At 72.7% G+C, this 16145-nt stretch carries 11 protein-coding genes; 8 read left to right on the top strand and 3 right to left on the bottom strand.

The window, feature by feature from the left end; genetic code table 11:
- Nucleotides 1-200 precede the first annotated feature (200 nt).
- Together ABZ370_RS36110 and ABZ370_RS36105 are read right to left on the bottom strand one after the other, a co-directional pair.
- Nucleotides 201-1613, bottom strand: a complete 1413-nt coding sequence (locus ABZ370_RS36110; RefSeq protein ID WP_358630031.1) for an amidase — start codon at nt 1611-1613, stop codon at nt 201-203.
- Between the two features lie 52 nt (nt 1614-1665).
- Nucleotides 1666-2613 (bottom strand): D-2-hydroxyacid dehydrogenase, encoded by a 948-nt coding sequence (locus ABZ370_RS36105; RefSeq protein WP_358630028.1) that lies wholly within the window; start codon nt 2611-2613, stop codon nt 1666-1668.
- A gap of 213 nt (nt 2614-2826) precedes the next feature.
- Between ABZ370_RS36105 and ABZ370_RS36100 the strand changes: the two genes are divergently transcribed.
- The 6 genes from ABZ370_RS36100 (at nt 2827) to ABZ370_RS36075 (ending at nt 10556) form a co-directional block, all read left to right on the top strand.
- The gene (locus tag ABZ370_RS36100; protein ID WP_358630025.1) at nt 2827-3789 is read left to right on the top strand and encodes a decarboxylase; all 963 of its coding nucleotides are present in this window, start codon (nt 2827-2829) and stop codon (nt 3787-3789) included.
- 82 nt (nt 3790-3871) lie between these two features.
- Entirely contained in the window at nt 3872-4615 is a 744-nt protein-coding gene (locus tag ABZ370_RS36095; RefSeq protein WP_358630022.1) for a decarboxylase, read from the top strand.
- Between the two features lie 143 nt (nt 4616-4758).
- Nucleotides 4759-5988 (top strand): EfeM/EfeO family lipoprotein, encoded by a 1230-nt coding sequence (locus ABZ370_RS36090; protein WP_358630019.1) that lies wholly within the window; start codon nt 4759-4761, stop codon nt 5986-5988.
- Nucleotides 5985-7265 (top strand): iron uptake transporter deferrochelatase/peroxidase subunit, encoded by a 1281-nt coding sequence (gene efeB, locus ABZ370_RS36085; RefSeq protein ID WP_358630016.1) that lies wholly within the window; start codon nt 5985-5987, stop codon nt 7263-7265. The genes ABZ370_RS36090 and efeB overlap by 4 nt, the downstream gene beginning before the upstream one ends.
- 180 nt (nt 7266-7445) lie before the next feature.
- Nucleotides 7446-9287 carry an alkaline phosphatase family protein gene (locus ABZ370_RS36080; protein WP_358630014.1) on the top strand — a complete coding sequence of 614 codons (1842 nt, stop codon included), beginning with the start codon at nt 7446-7448 and terminating at the stop codon, nt 9285-9287.
- Nucleotides 9288-9410: 123 nt separating this feature from the next.
- Nucleotides 9411-10556, top strand: coding sequence for an LLM class flavin-dependent oxidoreductase (locus ABZ370_RS36075; protein WP_358630011.1), 1146 nt, complete (start codon nt 9411-9413; stop codon nt 10554-10556).
- Nucleotides 10557-10566: 10 nt separating this feature from the next.
- Here ABZ370_RS36075 and ABZ370_RS36070 read toward each other — a convergent pair whose 3' ends face one another.
- Nucleotides 10567-12594: an EAL domain-containing protein gene (locus ABZ370_RS36070; RefSeq protein WP_358630008.1), complete on the bottom strand. Its 2028-nt coding sequence runs from the start codon at nt 12592-12594 to the stop codon at nt 10567-10569.
- Nucleotides 12595-12906: 312 nt separating this feature from the next.
- Between ABZ370_RS36070 and ABZ370_RS36065 the strand changes: the two genes are divergently transcribed.
- The gene (locus ABZ370_RS36065; protein ID WP_358630005.1) at nt 12907-14172 is read left to right on the top strand and encodes a M6 family metalloprotease domain-containing protein; all 1266 of its coding nucleotides are present in this window, start codon (nt 12907-12909) and stop codon (nt 14170-14172) included.
- Between the two features lie 156 nt (nt 14173-14328).
- Nucleotides 14329-16026, top strand: coding sequence for an AMP-binding protein (locus tag ABZ370_RS36060; RefSeq protein ID WP_358630003.1), 1698 nt, complete (start codon nt 14329-14331; stop codon nt 16024-16026).
- Nucleotides 16027-16145: the final 119 nt, after the last annotated feature.

The raw sequence follows: 16145 nt of genomic DNA, 5'->3' as shown, positions 1-16145 counted from the left end.
CTGGTGAAGGCCAGCGGCCCGGACAGATGCCCCTCCTGGAAGACCCACACCATGGCGCCGAACATCGCGGTGAGGCTGAGCGCGTTGAGCAGCACAGGGGTGCAGGGGGCGGAGCCCCCGCGGTGGGGGCTGGGGCGGAGCCCACCACGCGGCGGAGCCGCAAATTGACAGGGGCCGGGAAGGGGCGGGATGGGGCAACGTCAGCCCACCGGCGCCCGCACCGCCTCCGCCACCCCCGCCCCATACAACGCATGCGCCACCCGCAAAATCACCGCATCCGAATGCCGAGCCCCCACCAGCTGCACCCCGATCGGCAACCCCGACCCCGTCATCCCGCACGGCACCGACGCCGCCGGCTGCTGCGTCATGTTGAAGGGGTACGTGAAGGGCGTCCACCCGGTCCACCGGCTGTGCCCCGACCCCTCGGGCACCTCCACCCCCGCCTCGAAGGCGGCGATCGGCAGGGTCGGTGTGACCAGCAGGTCGTACGCGGAGTGGAAGCGCCCCATCGCGTGCCCGAGCGCCATCCGTACGTCCACCGCCGCCAGATAGTCCAGCGCGCTGTACGCGGCTCCCTGGGCACAGACCTCCCGCAGCCCCGGGTCGAGTAGTTCCCACTGCTCCTGTCCGAGCGGCTGCACCACCCGCGCCGCCCCGCTGAACCACAGCGTGTGGAAGGCCTCCACGGGGTCCTCGATGCCCGGGTCGATCTCCTCCACGACCGCGCCAAGACCGGCCAGCAGATCGACGGCCCGCCGCACCGCCGCGGCCACCTCGGGGTCGACCCGCGTCGAGCCACCGAGCGCCGGACTGTAGGCGACCCGCAACCCGTCGACCGCACCGCCACCCGCCGCAAGGGCCTCCCGGTAGCTTCCCCCGAAGGGCCCGAGCTGCGACCAGTCGCGCCAGTCCGCCCCGGTGATGACGTCCATGAGGAGCGCGGCGTCGGCCGCGTCCCGGGTCATGGGCCCCACATGGGCGAGCGTCCCGAAGGCGCTCGCCGGATAGATCGGCACCCTCCCGTAGGTGGGTTTGAGCGCGAAGACGCCACAGAAGGAGGCGGGGATGCGGACGGACCCGCCGCCGTCCGTCCCGAGGCTGAGCGGACCGGCGCCCAGCGCGACCGCGGCCGCGCTGCCGCCACTGGAGCCGCCCGCGGTGCACCCGGGGTCGTACGGGTTGCCCGTCACCCCGTACACGGGGCTGTCCGTGACACCTTTCCAGCCAAATTCTGGGGTGGTCGTCTTGCCGAGAAACACCGCACCGTGGTCCCGCATCCGGGCCACCGCGGGCGCGTCCTCGTCCCACGGCCCGTCCGGGCGCACCGTGCGCGACCCACGCAGCGTGGGGCCGCCGCGCATCAGCAGGATGTCCTTCACCGACACGGGGACGCCGTCCAGGAGCCCCGCCGGTTCGCCACGCCGCCACCGTTCGGCGGACTCCTCCGCCTGGCGCAGCGCCTCCTCGGCGTCCACCCGGCTGTACGCGTTGACCCTCGGCTGGATCTGCTCGATCCGGTCGAGGGCGGCTCGTGTGGCCTCGACGGGGGAGAGTTCGCCGGAGCCGTACCGCTCCACGAGTTGAACCGCTGTCAGGTCGTGCAGGTCGGTCATCCAGCTCTCCGTTCAGATCGTGCGGACCGTATCGACCGGCCCGGCCGTGCGATCAGTCCACCGGTACGTATCCGAGCCGCTTGTCGACGATGTTGAGCAGGGGGTCGCCGGCGCTCCAGCGGTCGTAGTTGTCCTGGAACTGTTCGGCGAGGTGGTCGCGCCAGCCGACCGTGTCGCCGCTCATGTGGGGCGAGACGAGGAGCCCGGGCACGTCCCACAGGGGGTCGTCGGGGGGCAGCGGCTCGTTCTCGAAGACGTCCAGCGCGGCGCCCGCGATCTGCCGCCCGACCAGGGCGGACTTCAGATCGTCCTCGATGACGAGGGGGCCGCGTCCGACGTTGATGAACCGGGCGGTGGGCTTCATCCGGGCGAAGGCGGTCCGGTCGAACATGCCGCGCGTGGCGTCGGTGAGCGGGGCGACGGAGATCACCCAGTCGGCCTCCGCGAGCAGCCCGGGCAGCTCGTCGTTGCCGCGTACGCCCGGACGTGCCGTGCGTCCCACCAGGTCGACCTTGATCCCGAGCGCGGTCAGGGTGGCGCCGATGGCCCGGCCGATGGGCCCGGCGCCGATGACGGCCGCGCGCGTCCCGGCCAGGCGCATCGTCTCGCGGTGCTGCCAGCGCCGCTGCCGCTGGAGCTCCCAGCTGCCGGGGAGGTCCTTGCCCATGGCGATGACCAGGCCGGCGACGTACTCGGCGATCGGCTGCTCGAAGACGCCGCGCGCGTTGGTCAAAACGGTTTCGGACGCGGTCAGTTCGGGACTCAGCAGCCGGTCCACCCCGGCGCTCGCGGTGTGCACCCAAGCCGGCCGGGGGCCGTCGCCGGGCCAGGCGTCGCGTACCGCGTCGGAGGTGAAATTCCAGACCAGGAGGACATCGGCGGAGGGCAGGGCGTCGGGCAGGGTCTTCTCGTCGCACACCACGACCTGGGCCCGGCCGGCCAGCCGGTCCAGCCGGACCGGGGGCTGCTCGCCGAAGACGACAACAGTGCTTTCGGACATAGGCGGGTAACCGTTTCGAAACGTGGGTGGGTTTGCCTGAGGAGAGTCGGGGCAGGCGCCAAGGTTTGCGGGGATTGACCACGCTAGGCAGCGGAAACTACCGTCGTCAACAACGGATCTGTCCCGACGTCCCGGCATGAGGCCGGTGCTCCCCCGCTTATATCTCTGGCCAATGGTCCAGCCCTCTCCGTTTCTGTATTGGGGCTTCGATATATGGACGTCTCCTTCCTGGGTGGCCCGCAGCCGCAGCGCGGCGTGGGCGTCGTAGCACCCTTCGACTTCGCTCTTGATCGCGAACTGTGGCGCTGGGTGCCGGACGAGGTCTCCTTGCACCTCACCCGCACCCCCTTCGTCCCGGTCGAGGTCAGTCTCGACCTGGCACGGCTCGTGAGCGAGCACGACACCCTTCAGAACGCGGTGCGGGCGCTGACCGCGGTCGCACCGGAAGTGGCGGCGTACGCCTGCAGCTCGGGCAGCTTCGTCGGCGGTGTGGCCGGCGAACGCGCGATGTGCGCCGCGATGACACAGGCGGGCGAGCTGCCCTCGCTCACCACCTCGGGCGCCTTGCTGGAGGCGCTGCGGGAGATCGGCGCCCGGCGGGTCGCGGTGGTGACGCCGTACACCCAGTCGGTGACCGACTCGCTGGAGGAGTATCTGGGCGAGGCGGGCATCACGGTGACGGGCCGGGCCTATCTCGGCCTGACCCGGCACATCTGGAAGGTGCCCTACCGCGATGTGGTCGACATGGCGCGGCAGGCGGTGGTCGGGTCTCCCGACGCGCTCTTCATCAGCTGCACCAACCTGCCGACGTACGACGTGATTCCGCAGCTCGAGGCGGAGTTGCGGATGCCGGTGCTGTCGGCCAACCAGGTGACGATCTGGGCGGCGCTGCGGGAGATCGGTGCCCAGGCCGTCGGCCCGTACCAGGCGCTGCTGGACCCGGCGGCCCGGCGCGGCCCGGCGGGGATGGGGGCGTCGTCGTCGCTGCCCGGCCCGATCATCCCGATGCCGGATCATCCGGTGGCGGACCCGGGGCCGGAGCCGGAGGCGGCGCTGGCCGGGGCCGCGTCACCGGGGCCGGACATCGACCCGGCGGACGGGCTCGACCCGGGGTTCGGCTCGGGGTTCGGCGAAGGGCCGTTCCTCGATGACTCGGGAGGTCCGTCGTCGATGTGAGGGAACCCGCCGGGCGGCTGCGGTGTATCAGAAGTGACAGTGCAGGGCGGCGCTCACGGGGGCCGCAGGTAAGGAGGCAGTCATGACGGACGCGACGCGAGCGACGCCGGACACGGTGGGCTTTCTCTACCCGGGCTATTCCGCCGAGGACGACTATCCGCGTCTGGAGGGGCTGCTCGGCGAGAGTGTGCGGTTCCCGCTCGTCCACACCGACATCGGCGAGGACGCGCACCGGGTGGACGCCCTGCTGGAAATGGGGTCGGGGGCCCGTCTCGCGGCCGGGGTCGCCGAGCTGAAGGAGCGCGGTGCCCAGGCGGTGATCTGGTCCTGCACCAGCGCCAGCTTCGTCTTCGGCTGGGAGGGCGCGCGGGAGCAGGTGCGCGAGCTGGAGGAGACGGCCGGGCTGCCCGCCTCCAGCACCTCCTTCGCCTTCGCCCACGCGGTGCAGGCGCTGGGCGTCGAGAAGCTGGCCATCGCCGCGACGTATCCGGAGGATGTCGCCGAGTATTTCAGGACGTTTCTGAAGTCGGCGGGCGCGGAGGTGGTCTCCACCCAGGGCAGCGGCATCATCACCGCCGCCGAGGTCGGCACCTGGGGGAAGGACGAGGTGCTGCGGATGGCCCGCGCCGGAGACCATCCCGACGCCCAGGCGGTGCTGCTGCCGGACACCGCCCTGCACTCCGCCGCCTGGCTGGCCGATCTGGAGGCGGACCTGGGCAAGCCCGTGCTCACGGCGAACCAGGTCACCGTCTGGGAGGGGCTGCGGCTGCTGGGCCGCCGACCGGTCCATGACCGGCTGGGCACGCTGTTCGCCGGGAGCGGCTGAGGGAGCGGGGGCGGGGGAGCGGGCGGCGACGGTGGCGGATGAAGGGAGCGGGCGGTGACGGACCGGTGAACCGGGTGGGAAATCCCTCTCTCCGGACGATCCCGGCAGTATTCCGCTTCCCGAAAACTGCTTAGCATGCAGCCGTGCGCCGCCTACCTTCCTCCCTCCCCGGGTCGCAACGCCCGCTGCTGATCGCCGGTGCGGTGGCAGTGGCCGCGGCGGTGGCCGCCGCCACCCTGGCCACCGCCGGAGGGTCGTCGGGCGGCCGGGGGCCGCAGGCCTCCGCCACCGCGGCCGACGGGCTGCGGCACACCTCGGTCGAGGTGTCGGAGGGCGGCTGCGGCAAGGGCTGGGCCCATCCGCACCGCGGTAAGCAGGTCTTCGACCTGAAGAACACCTCCAGCAGAGCGACCGAGGTCTACCTGACCAACCCGGCGAACGGCTCGGTCTTCGGAGAGGTCGAGGGACTGGGACCGGGCACCACCCGGCCGCTGCGGGTCACCCTCGGCGGAGGCCCCTATGCCTTCCGGTGCCTGCCCGACGACACGGACGCGGTCACCGGACCCACGGTGACCGTGGCCGGACCGGCGCGCGGCGGCGGCCCGGCCGCCGTTCCGGTCACCCAGCAGGACCTGATCCCGCCGACCATCGCCTACCAGAAATGGGTGCAAGGCCGGATGGACGAGCTGGTGCGGCGCACCGACGCACTGCGCTCGGCCATCCGCGAGGGCGACCCGGCCGCCGCCCGCGCGGCCTGGCTCCCCGCCCACCTGGTGTACGAGCGGATGGGCGCCGCCTACGGCACCTTCGGCGACGCGGACGGGGCGATCAACGGCACCACGGCGGGGCTGTCCGGCGGCGTCCGCGATCCGGGCTTCACCGGATTCCACCGCATCGAGTACGGGCTGTGGCACGACGCGTCCGCGAGCAGTCTGCGCGGCGCTGCCGACCAGCTCGACAAGGACGTCCGCGCGCTGCGGGACAGCTGGCCCCAGCAGCGGATGGACCCGGCGGACCTGGGCCTGCGGGCGCACGAGATCATGGAGAACACCGTGCAGTTCGAGCTGACCGGCCGCACCGACTACGGCAGCGGCACCAACCTGGCCACCGCGCGGGCCAACCTCGACGGCACCCGGGCCGTGCTGGACCGGCTGCGCCCGCTGCTGACCTCCCGTGACCCGGGGCTGCCGGAGATCGGCACCTGGCTGGACCGCACCCGGAAGGCCCTGGACGCCGCGCGCGACGGGGACCACTGGACCCCGGTGGACCGGCTCGACCGCGGGCGCCGGGAGAAGATCAACGCCGCCGCGGGCGCGCTGGTGGAGCGGCTGGCCGATGTGGCGGCACTGACGGACGTACGGAGGACCCGGTGAGCGAGGTGCGGCGGCGGGGCTTTCTGTGGAGCGCCGCGGCGGGCACGGTCGGCGCGGTGTCGGGCGCCTCGGCCGCCCCGGCCGCCGCGCGGGCGGGCGACGCGGAGACGGGCGGTGTGGATGCGGACGGCGCGGGGGCGGGCGGCGCGGGGGCGGGCGGCGCGGGAAGGCTGCCCGCGCGGGTCGCGTTTCATGGCGGGCATCAGGCCGGAATCCTCACCCCGCCGCAGCGCGCCACCGCGTTCGTCGCCTTCGACGCCACCGCCGAGGGGCGCACCGAGCTGACCGAGCTGTTCCGTACCCTCACCGCGCGCTGCCGTTTCCTCACCACCGGCGGCATCCCGGACCCGGTGGGGATCACCGCCCCGCCCGTCGACTCCGGCACCCTGGGCCCCCAGATCACCGCCGACCGGCTGACCGCGACGGTCGGCGTGGGCGCCTCGCTCTTCGACGGGCGGTACGGGCTGAAGGACCGCAAGCCCCGGCGGCTGCGCACCATGCCGTCCTTCCCCGACGACGACCTCGACCCCGACTGGTGCCACGGTGATCTGAGCCTTCAGCTCTGCGCGGAGAACACGGACACGGTGCTGCACGCGCTGCGCGACATAGCCCGGCACACCCGGGGCGCGCTCCAGGTGCGCTGGCGTATGGACGGCTTCGTCAGCCCGCCCCGGCCCTCCGGCACCCCGCGCAACCACATGGGCTTCAAGGACGGCACCGCCAACCCGGACACCGGCGACGACCGGCTGATGGACCGCCTGGTGTGGGCGGGCGAGGGTTCCGGGGAGCCGGGCTGGGCGACCGGCGGCAGCTACCAGGTGGTCCGGCTGATCCGGATGCTGGTGGAGTTCTGGGACCGGGTGTCGATCACCGAGCAGGAGCGGATGTTCGGCCGCAGCAGGGAGTCCGGCGCACCGCTGGACGGGCGGCATGAGTTCGACACCCCGCGCTTCGCCCAGGACCCCAAAGGCGACCTCATCCCGCTGGACAGCCACATCAGGATGGCCAACCCCCGTTCGGCGCACACCGACGACCAGCGCATCCTGCGCCGTGCCTACAACTACGACCGGGGCATGGACGGGAACGGGAACCTGGACATGGGCCTGCTGTTCTGCAGCTATCAGCAGGATCTGGCCCGGCAGTTCGAGACGGTGCAGAAGCGTCTCGCGGGGGAGCCGCTGGTCGACTACATCTCCCCGTTCGGCGGCGGCTATTTCTTCGCGCTGCCGGGGGTGCGGGGCCATGCGGATTGGCTGGGCAGGGCCTTGCTGTCCTGAGGGTCCGGTGCCGCGCCTCCCACCTCCCGGTCAAGAGCTCCTCAAGAATTCCTTGTGTTTTCCTGACCCTCTATTCATTCACCCTCCTCCATGGATTCCATCGGAATGTCCGGCCCGCGGCCGAGGATCACGGCGCAGGCGTGAAAGCAGGCCTGAAAAACGAACATGTGGAGGCATGGCATGGGCGGTAGAGGACGAGCGAAGCGCTGGAGTGCCCTGGCCGGCGCCGCGGTGCTGGCGACCGCGGGCGGGGTGGCACCCGCCTGGGCCGCGCCCGCCAAGGGGGCGGAGCAGCGGACCGCGACGCCCGTGAAGCATGTGGTGGTGATCTTCGACGAGAACGTCTCGTTCGACCACTACTTCGGCACCTATCCCCAGGCCGCCAACACCGACGGCACGAAGTTCACCGCCGCCAAGGACACCCCGAAGAACATCGACACCCTCGCCCACGCGGGGCTGCTGGAGAAGAACCCCAATCTCTACAAGCCCAAGCGGCTCGCGTCCTCGCAGGCGATGACCTGCGACCAGAACCATTCCTATGGCCCCGAGCAGTACGCGGCCAATGGCGGCAAGGCCGATAAGTTCGTCGAGAACACCGAGGTCAGCAAGTGCAGCGGGCTGTTCGGCGAGCCCGGTCTGGTGACGGACTACTACGACGGCAACACGGTCACCGGGCTGTGGAACTACGCCCAGCACTACGCGCTGAGCGACCGTTCGTTCAGCTCGGCCTACGGCCCGTCCAGCCCGGGCGCCGTCGAGCTGGTCTCCGGTCAGACCCATGGCATCGTCTCCACCGACCCGAAGTCCTCCACCGAGGACCCGAAGCAGACCGACAAGCCGGACCCGGCCGCCGTGGCCTCGCCGGACGCCCACGGCGTCGGCACGATGATCAACGACCCGGACCCGGCGTTCGACGACTGCTCGGACAAGGACCACACCAGCGGCAGCGCCCTCGGCCAGCTCAAGGGCAAGAACATCGGTGACCTGCTCAACGCCAAGGACGTCAGCTGGGGCTGGTTCCAGGGCGGCTTCCGGCCCAGCACCGCCTGGGACGGCAAGCAGGGCAGCTACGCCAAGTGCTCCGGCACCACCCACGCCAACGTCGGCGGCGCCTCCTCGGTGGACTACAGCCCGCACCACGCGCCGTTCCAGTACTACAAGTCCACGGCCAACCCCCACCATCTGCCGCCCAAGAACGTCTCGGAGATCGGCCACAGCGGTCAGGCCAACCACAACTACGACCTGACCGACTTCGACGCCGCCCTCAAGACCGGCCACCTGCCCGCGGTCAGCTACCTGAAGGCCGCCGAGTACCAGGACGGCCACGCGGGCTACTCGGACCCGATCGACGAGCAGCACTTCCTGGTCAAGCAGATCAACGCGATCCAGAAGTCGCCGCAGTGGAAGGACACCGCGGTCGTCGTCGCCTACGACGACAGCGACGGCTGGTACGACCACGCGTACGCCAAGCCCGCCAACGGCTCCCGCGACACCACCACCGGTTCGAACGGCAAGGCGACCGACAGCCCCGCCTGCCAGTCCGCCCCCCGGCCCGCGCGCGGCTACCAGGACCGCTGCGGCCCCGGCCCGCGCCAGCCGCTGCTGGTGATCTCCCCGTACAGCACGTCCAACAAGGTCGACCACACCCCCACCGAGCAGACGTCGATCACCCGCTTCATCGAGGACAACTGGCACACCGGCCGGATCGGTGACACCTCCTTCGACGCCCGGGCGAACTCGCTGTCCGGCATGTTCGACTTCCGGCACCCGAACAACACCCAGGTGCTGCTCAAGCAGGACGGTTCGGTGGACTCGGTGCACCGGTCCGGGCACTACACGACCAGCGCCCTGGCCGCCAGTGCCCCGATCGCCGACGCCCTCACCCCCCACCGCCTCGCCGGAACCGCCGGGACCACCGGGGCGGGCGGCTCGGCCCTGCTGCCGGTCGGCATCGGCGCCGGTGCACTGGTGTTCGGCGCCGCGGCCACCGTCCTGGTGCTGCGCCGCCGCGGTACGGCCTGACGGACACCGTCCGGCCCCGGGACCCACGGGTTCCGGGGCCGGGAATAAAGCGGAGCCTTCATCCGGTTGATGGTGCGCGGTAGACGACGTAGTACCGCAGTGCGATCAGGGAGGCGGGCCACCGTGGCCGATGAGCGGGACCGGCGAGACGAAGAGCGCGACGAAAGCCGCGGCGAGGACCGCGACACCATCCGGGCCACCGCCCGGGGCAGCGCGCCCGTACCGCTGTCGGTGCTGGACCTGGCGACCGTCGGCAGCGGGCTGACCGCCACCCAGGCGCTGCGCACCACCACCGAGCTGGCCAGGCTCGCCGAGCGCCGCGGCTTCCACCGCTTCTGGGTGGCCGAGCACCACTCCATGCCGGGCGTCGCCAGCTCCTCCCCGGCCGTCATCCTCGCCCATGTGGCCGCGCACACCGAGCGGATACGGCTCGGCTCGGGCGGGGTCATGCTGCCCAACCACGCCCCGCTCGTCATCGCCGAGCAGTTCGGCACCCTGGAGGCGCTCGCCCCCGGCCGGATCGACCTCGGCCTCGGCCGCGCCCCCGGCACCGACGGGGCGACCGCGGCGGCGCTGCGCCGCACCGAGCGGCTGCGCGAGGGCGCCGACGAGTTCCCGCAGCAGCTCGCCGAGCTGACCCGGTTCCTGGACGACGACTTCCCTGACGGCCACCGGTACGCCCGTATCCACGCGGTGCCCGGGCCCGTCCAGGGCACGGTCCCCGGCGGGGTGCAGTCCGCCGACCGGCCCTCGGTGTGGCTGCTGGGTTCCAGCGGGTTCAGCGCCCGGCTCGCGGGGCAGCTGGGCCTGCCGTTCTCCTTCGCCCACCACTTCTCCGCGGCCAATACGGTCCCCGCGCTCGACCTCTACCGCGAGTCGTTCCGGCCGTCCGCGGTGCTGGACCGGCCGTACGCGTCGATCGGCGTCTCGGCGTTCGCGGCCGAGGACGAGAAGCAGGCCCACCGGCAGGTGCTCACCGGCGCCCTCTCCATGATCCGCCTGCGTACCGGGCGCCCGGGCCTGGTGCCGTCGCCGGAGGAGGCCGAGGCCCATGAATTCAGCGAGATCGAGCGCGACTTCGTGAACAGCTGGCTGGCCAATGTGGTGTACGGGACGCCGGACGAGGTACACGAGGGCCTGGACGACCTGGTCAAGCGGACCGGAGCCGACGAACTCAAGATCACGACCACGGCGCACGGCCGGGAGGCCCGGCTGCGTTCGTACGAGCTGATCGCGGACGCGTACGGCCTGCCGGACGCGCCCGCGTAGCAGCCCCCGTTCAGCAGCCCTCAGGGAGAGACGGGCAGGCGGGGAGCATGGGAGGGATACGGTCCGGCGGGACCGGGCGGGAGTAGAACCAGCCCTGGCCCGTGTCGCAGCCGATCCGCCCCAGCCGCTCCGCCTGCTCCGCGCTCTCCACGCACTCCGCCACCACCGTGAGCCCCAGCCGGTGCGCCAGCTCCACCAGCGCCCGGACGATCGTCTCGTCCGCCGGATTGGGGTGTTCCTCGGCCCGGAAGCCCTGGACGAAGGAGCCGTCCAGCTTGAGCGTGGAGACCGGCAGCCGGCTCAGATAGGCGAGGTTGGAGTAGCCGGTGCCGAAGTCGTCGATCGCGATGGCCACCCCCATGTCGCTCAGCTGCTGGAGCGCCTGCAGCGGACGGCCCGCCGAGCCCATGACCGCCGACTCGGTCAGCTCCAGCTGGAGCAGCCGCGGCGGCAGCCCCGTCTCGGCGAGGATCGCGCCCACGTCGGAGACCAGGTCGGAGTCCCACACCTGACGCACGGCCACATTGACGCTGACCACCAGCGGATGCCGCGGATGGGCCTGCTGCCAGGCACGGGCCTGACGGCAGGCGGTACGCAGCACCCAGCGCCCCAGCGGCACGATCGCGCCGTTCTCCTCGGCCAGCGAGACGAACCGATTCGGCGAGAGCCGTCCGAACTGCGGATGGTCCCAGCGCACCAGCGCCTCCACGCCCCGTACGACCCCGTCGACCAGGCCGACCAGCGGCTGGTAGTCCAGCACGAACTCCTCCCGCTCGACCGCCGGTCGCAGCGTGCTGGACAGCGCCTGACGGGTCATGCGGTGGGCGTTGCGCTCGGGGTCGAAGAGGGTCCAGCGCGCCTTGCCGTCCTCCTTGGCCCAGTAGAGCGTGGTGTCCGCGGCCTGCATGAGCCAGGTGGTGTGGGTGCCCGCCGCGGGCCGCTCCACGACGCCGATGCTCGCCGACACCGACAGCCGCTGCCCGCCCACGTCGAACGGCCGCTGCAGCGCGCCCAGCACGGAGCGGGCCAGCTCGCACACCTGCTCGGTGCCGCTGGACTCCCGTACCAGCAGCGCGAACTCGTCACCGCCGAGCCGCGCCACCAGATGGTCGCCGGGCGCCGCGCATTCGGTCAGCCGCAGGGCCACCGCCCGCAGCAGCCGGTCGCCGACCCGGTGGCCGAGGGTGTCGTTGATCGCCTTGAAACCGTCCAGATCGAGGTAGCACAGCCCGATCCGGCCGGTGCCCGCGCGGTCGTACGCCCCCGCCTCCAGCGCGGCGGCCAGCCGCTCGAAGAAGAGGTTCCGGTTGGGCAGCCGGGTCACCGGGTCGTGCATCTGCAGATGGCGCAGCCTCCCCTGGAGGTCCCGGCGGTCGCTGATGTCGGCCATCGACAGCAGCAGGCTGCAGCTGTCCGGGGCCGGTTCGACGGTGATCTCGGCCCAGAGGGCATGGCCGTCGGAGTGATGGAGCCGACGGGTGCACGTCATCCGATCGCGGCGGCCGAGCAGCACCTCGCGGTAGTCGTTCCAGCTGCGCGCGTCCTCGCGCAGCTCCGCCAGCTCGGCGGCGCCGCGGGCGGCCAGCTGGGCGGGCTCGGCGCCCAGCAGCGAGCCCAGCGCGGGGTTGGCGTCGAGGACGTTGCCCTCGCGGTCGATGACCGCCATGGCGAGCCGCGCGGCGTTGAAGGCCGCGCGGTAGTCGCTGGGCGCGGCGCCCGGGGGCGTGCCCCGGGGGGTGCCCAGTGGCGCGCCCGGTGGTGCACCCGGTAACGCGCCCGGTGGTGCACTCGGTGGTGCACTCGGTGGTGCGCCCCGCGCTGTGCCCGGGGGCGCGCACGCGGCGCCCGCCGGGGCAGGGGGTGCACCGGTGCTCGCCCCGGGGGGCGGAGCACTGGGGGGTGTATTACGCTCAGTGATCGTCGGCAGCGTCGCGCCGGGCGCGCGGCCCTGCCCGTCGGGGGTTCCGCTCACCGCTCGCTCCCGCGTGGCGTTTGTCTTGTCCAGGTATGTCATCTGTGTCGCACACCCCTCGTGCATCTCTCACACCGGGTGCCGGGCAGGTGCCAAGAGCCCGCCTGAATAGGTAATCCCCGCTGGAAATGTGGAGATCATAGAGGCTCGCACTTCGCGCGTTCCATCGACGCCATCGCGATCACCGCCGCCTTGACAAGGTGTTTGGTCGTAACTGTTCGACTCTGCGCGGGCGCACTGCCCGCTTGACCGGATGTGACCGTCTGTTACGTACCCGCATCCCGGCCTGTTCACTCGACCGGTCCAGCCGAACAGGGCGTACCGCGCCAATCCGACCCAGGGTGGAGTGGGTGTTCCCTCTACGCCCGGGAGGTCGGCATGGCGCGTCCTCAAGCGCCCGCGGAGGCGTCGCGGCCGCCCCGGTTGCGCCGTGCCCAGGCCGTCCTGACCTCGTTGAGCGCCGTCATCGCCACCACCGTGGTGGCGGGCCCGGCCACGGCCGTGGGCGCGGGCGGGCCGTGCACCCTGGAGCGCACCGGCGCCCACCACTCCGAGGGGCTGGACACCTGGAACCGCAACTACCCCCGCCCGGTCCGCTCGCTCCGCGCGGCCATGGTCTTCCTGTCCTTCCCGGACGCCGCCCCCAAGGTCACCCCGGCCCGGCTGGCCGCCGACCACACCCCCGCGACCGGCGACTTCTTCCAGCGCGCCTCCTACGGGCGCTTCTCGCTGCGCGTCCACCCGCTGCGGCGGTGGATCACCATGCCGAAGGCGTCCACCGCGTACGCCATACAGCGCGACTGGAACTCCGCGCGCCGGGCCGCGTATCTGCGCGACGCCATCCGCGCCACCGATCCGCACCTGGACTTCGGCCGCTACGACATCGTCTACCTCGTCGCCGACCCCGACGCCCCGGGTGTCGACGCCGACGCAACCAAAGTGGTCAACTTCGAAAGGCCGCTGCGCGCCGACGGTAAGGACCTGCGCCGCCTGGTGACCGTCTTCGAGCACCATCCGCCCGATCGCAACGTCCTCGCCCATGAGACCGGGCACGTCTTCGACCTGCCCGACCTCTACCACCGGCCCAGCACGGCCGACAACAGCGGCGACTGGGACACCTACGTCGGCGACTGGGACCTGATGGGCAGCCAGTTCGGACTCTCCCCGGACCCCTTCGGCTGGCACAAGTGGAAGCTCGGCTGGCTCACCGGCCGCCAGGTGGCCTGCGTCCGGGCCCTCGGCCCGAAGATGTACACCCTCCAGCCCCTCGGCGCCCCCATGGAAGGCCGCCCCGGCACCGACACCCGCACCCGGCTGGTCGTGGTCCGCACCGGCCCCACCACCGCACTGGCCATCGAGGCGCGCGGCGCGTACGGCAACGACGCGGGCACCTGCACCGAAGGCGTGCTGGTCTACCGGGTGCGCAACGACGCCGCCTCGGGCGAGGGCCCGATCCGGGTGCTGGACGGCCACCCCGCCACCGCCGCCTGCTGGAACGAGTCCGTCTACCCCGAGCTGGCCGACGCGCCGCTCGGCGTCGGCGACTCCCTGCTGGCCCGGGAGGAGGCGGTCCGGGTGACAGTCACCGGCCGCGCCGCCGGGGGTTCCTGGGCCGTCCAGGTCACCCGGGGCGAGCGCACGTAGCCCGTCGCGCTGTGAGCGTCCGGTCCGCCGCACCGGTACACGCAGTCCGTCGCACCGTAGCGCGGTCCATGGCACCCGAACGGTGATCAAGCATCGTTCGAGGTGGCATGCCGAGACTGTGGCCTCGTTTTGATCTCCGGCGCCCGGGAGCTGACCATGCCACGACACGCGAATCTGGCCGAGGCACTGAGAGAACGGGCCCGGGACGGCGGGGCCGGCACCGTCGCGCTGGCGCACCCCGACGGAAACGGCGGGGAGCGGCGGATCTCCTACGCCGAACTCGACGCCCGGGCCGGAGCCGTGGCCGCCTGGCTGCGCGGCCGCGACGCCGCCGGACGCCGGGTGCTCGTCGTCATGGACCCCGGCCCGCACATCGCGGCCGCCCTGCTCGGCTGCCTGTACGCGGGCGCCGTCGCCGTCCCCGTACCCGCGCCCACCGCCTCCCGCACCGCCGCCGAACGCACCGCGGCGATCGCCCGGGACGCCACCGTGGACCTCGTCCTCACCGAAACCGCGCACGCCTCCGAGATCTCCCGCCGTCTCTCCCTCGTCGGCCGCGCCGACCTCACCTGCCTGCCCGTCGACAGACTGCCACCGGACCACGCCGCCCACGTCGACCACGCCGCCGACCGCGCCGCGGGCCATGCGGCCGCCCGCGCCGCCGACGGGCCCGCCCCACCCGCCCGCACCGGCCCCGACAGCCTCGCCCTGCTCGCGTACGACTCCGGGCCCGCCACCGCCCCGCGCGGCGCCCGGCTCACCCACGGCAACCTGCTCGCCGCCATGCACTCCCTGCGGGCCACCCTGGGCACCGGCCCCCGCTCCCGGATCGGTGGCTGGCTGCCCCGCCGCCACACCCCCGGCCTGATCGGCCAGGTGCTGCACCCGCTCTGGCTCGGCGCCACCGCCGTCCCGCTGCCCCCGCGCCCGTTCCGTACCGACCCGGCCGCCTGGTTACGGGCCATCAGCCGCCACGGCATCACCGAAACCGTCGCGCCCGACACCCACTTCGCACGCTGCGCCGCGCTGACCGCCGACGAACAGCCCGCCGGGCTCGACCTCTCCCGCTGGCGGACCGCGCTCAACGCCGGGGAGCCGGTCTCGCCCGCCACCATGGCCGCCTTCGCCCGCCGCTACACCGCCGCGGGGCTGCGCCCCGGAACCCTGGTCGCCGGATACGCCCCCGCCGAGGGCGCGCCCCTGCTGATCGCCGAGGGCCGTGTCCCGGTGTCCGGCGCTGAGTTCGGCGTCGTCGACCCGCTGACCTGCCGTCCGCTGCCCGAGGGGGCGGCCGGGGAGATCTGGGCGCGCGGCGCCGCCATCGCCACCGGCCACTGGGGACGGCCCCTGGACACCGCGCCCCGCTTCGCCGCCCGGTCCGCCGACGGCCCCGGGGGATTCCTGCGCACCGGCGACCTCGGCCTCGCGGCGGACGGCGGCATCCACATGACCGGCCGGGTCCACGACGGCCTCCTGGTGGACGGGATCACTCTGCACCCCCAGGACATCGAGCGCGAACTGCTCGGCTGCGGGCGGGCCCTGGGGTCGGCCCGGGTGTTCTGCGCGGGGCCCGGAGCCGGGCCGCTGATCGTCGTCCAGGAGGTCCGTACGGCGAGCGCCGCCCGGACCGGACTGCCCCGGCTCGCCGCCCGCATCCGGGCCCGGGTGGCGGAGGAGTTCGGCGTCACCACGGGCGCGGTGCTGCTCGTCCGCCCCGGTACGGTGCGCCGGGATGGAGCGGTCAAGGTACGCCGTGGGGTGCTGCGCGAGTGGTACCTGCGCGGTGAACTGCGCGCCCTGCACGCGGAGTACGCGCCCGGACCCACCGAACCGTGCCGGGGCGGCGCGGCCTGAACAGCGGCCGGAGAACAATACATTTGTTCGGCTGAGGTAATCGGACGGAAAGAGCTGCGAGGCCCGGAAGCCCGGGGGAATAATCGTCCGCGGGGAATCGGTGGGGAAAGGGCGGGGTG

It is taken from the genome of Streptomyces sp. NPDC005962 (genome assembly GCF_040629205.1).
Lineage (GTDB): Bacteria > Actinomycetota > Actinomycetes > Streptomycetales > Streptomycetaceae > Streptomyces.
The sequence above is the reverse complement of the archived record's forward strand: the minus strand, read 5'-3'. Positions and strand labels throughout refer to the sequence as shown.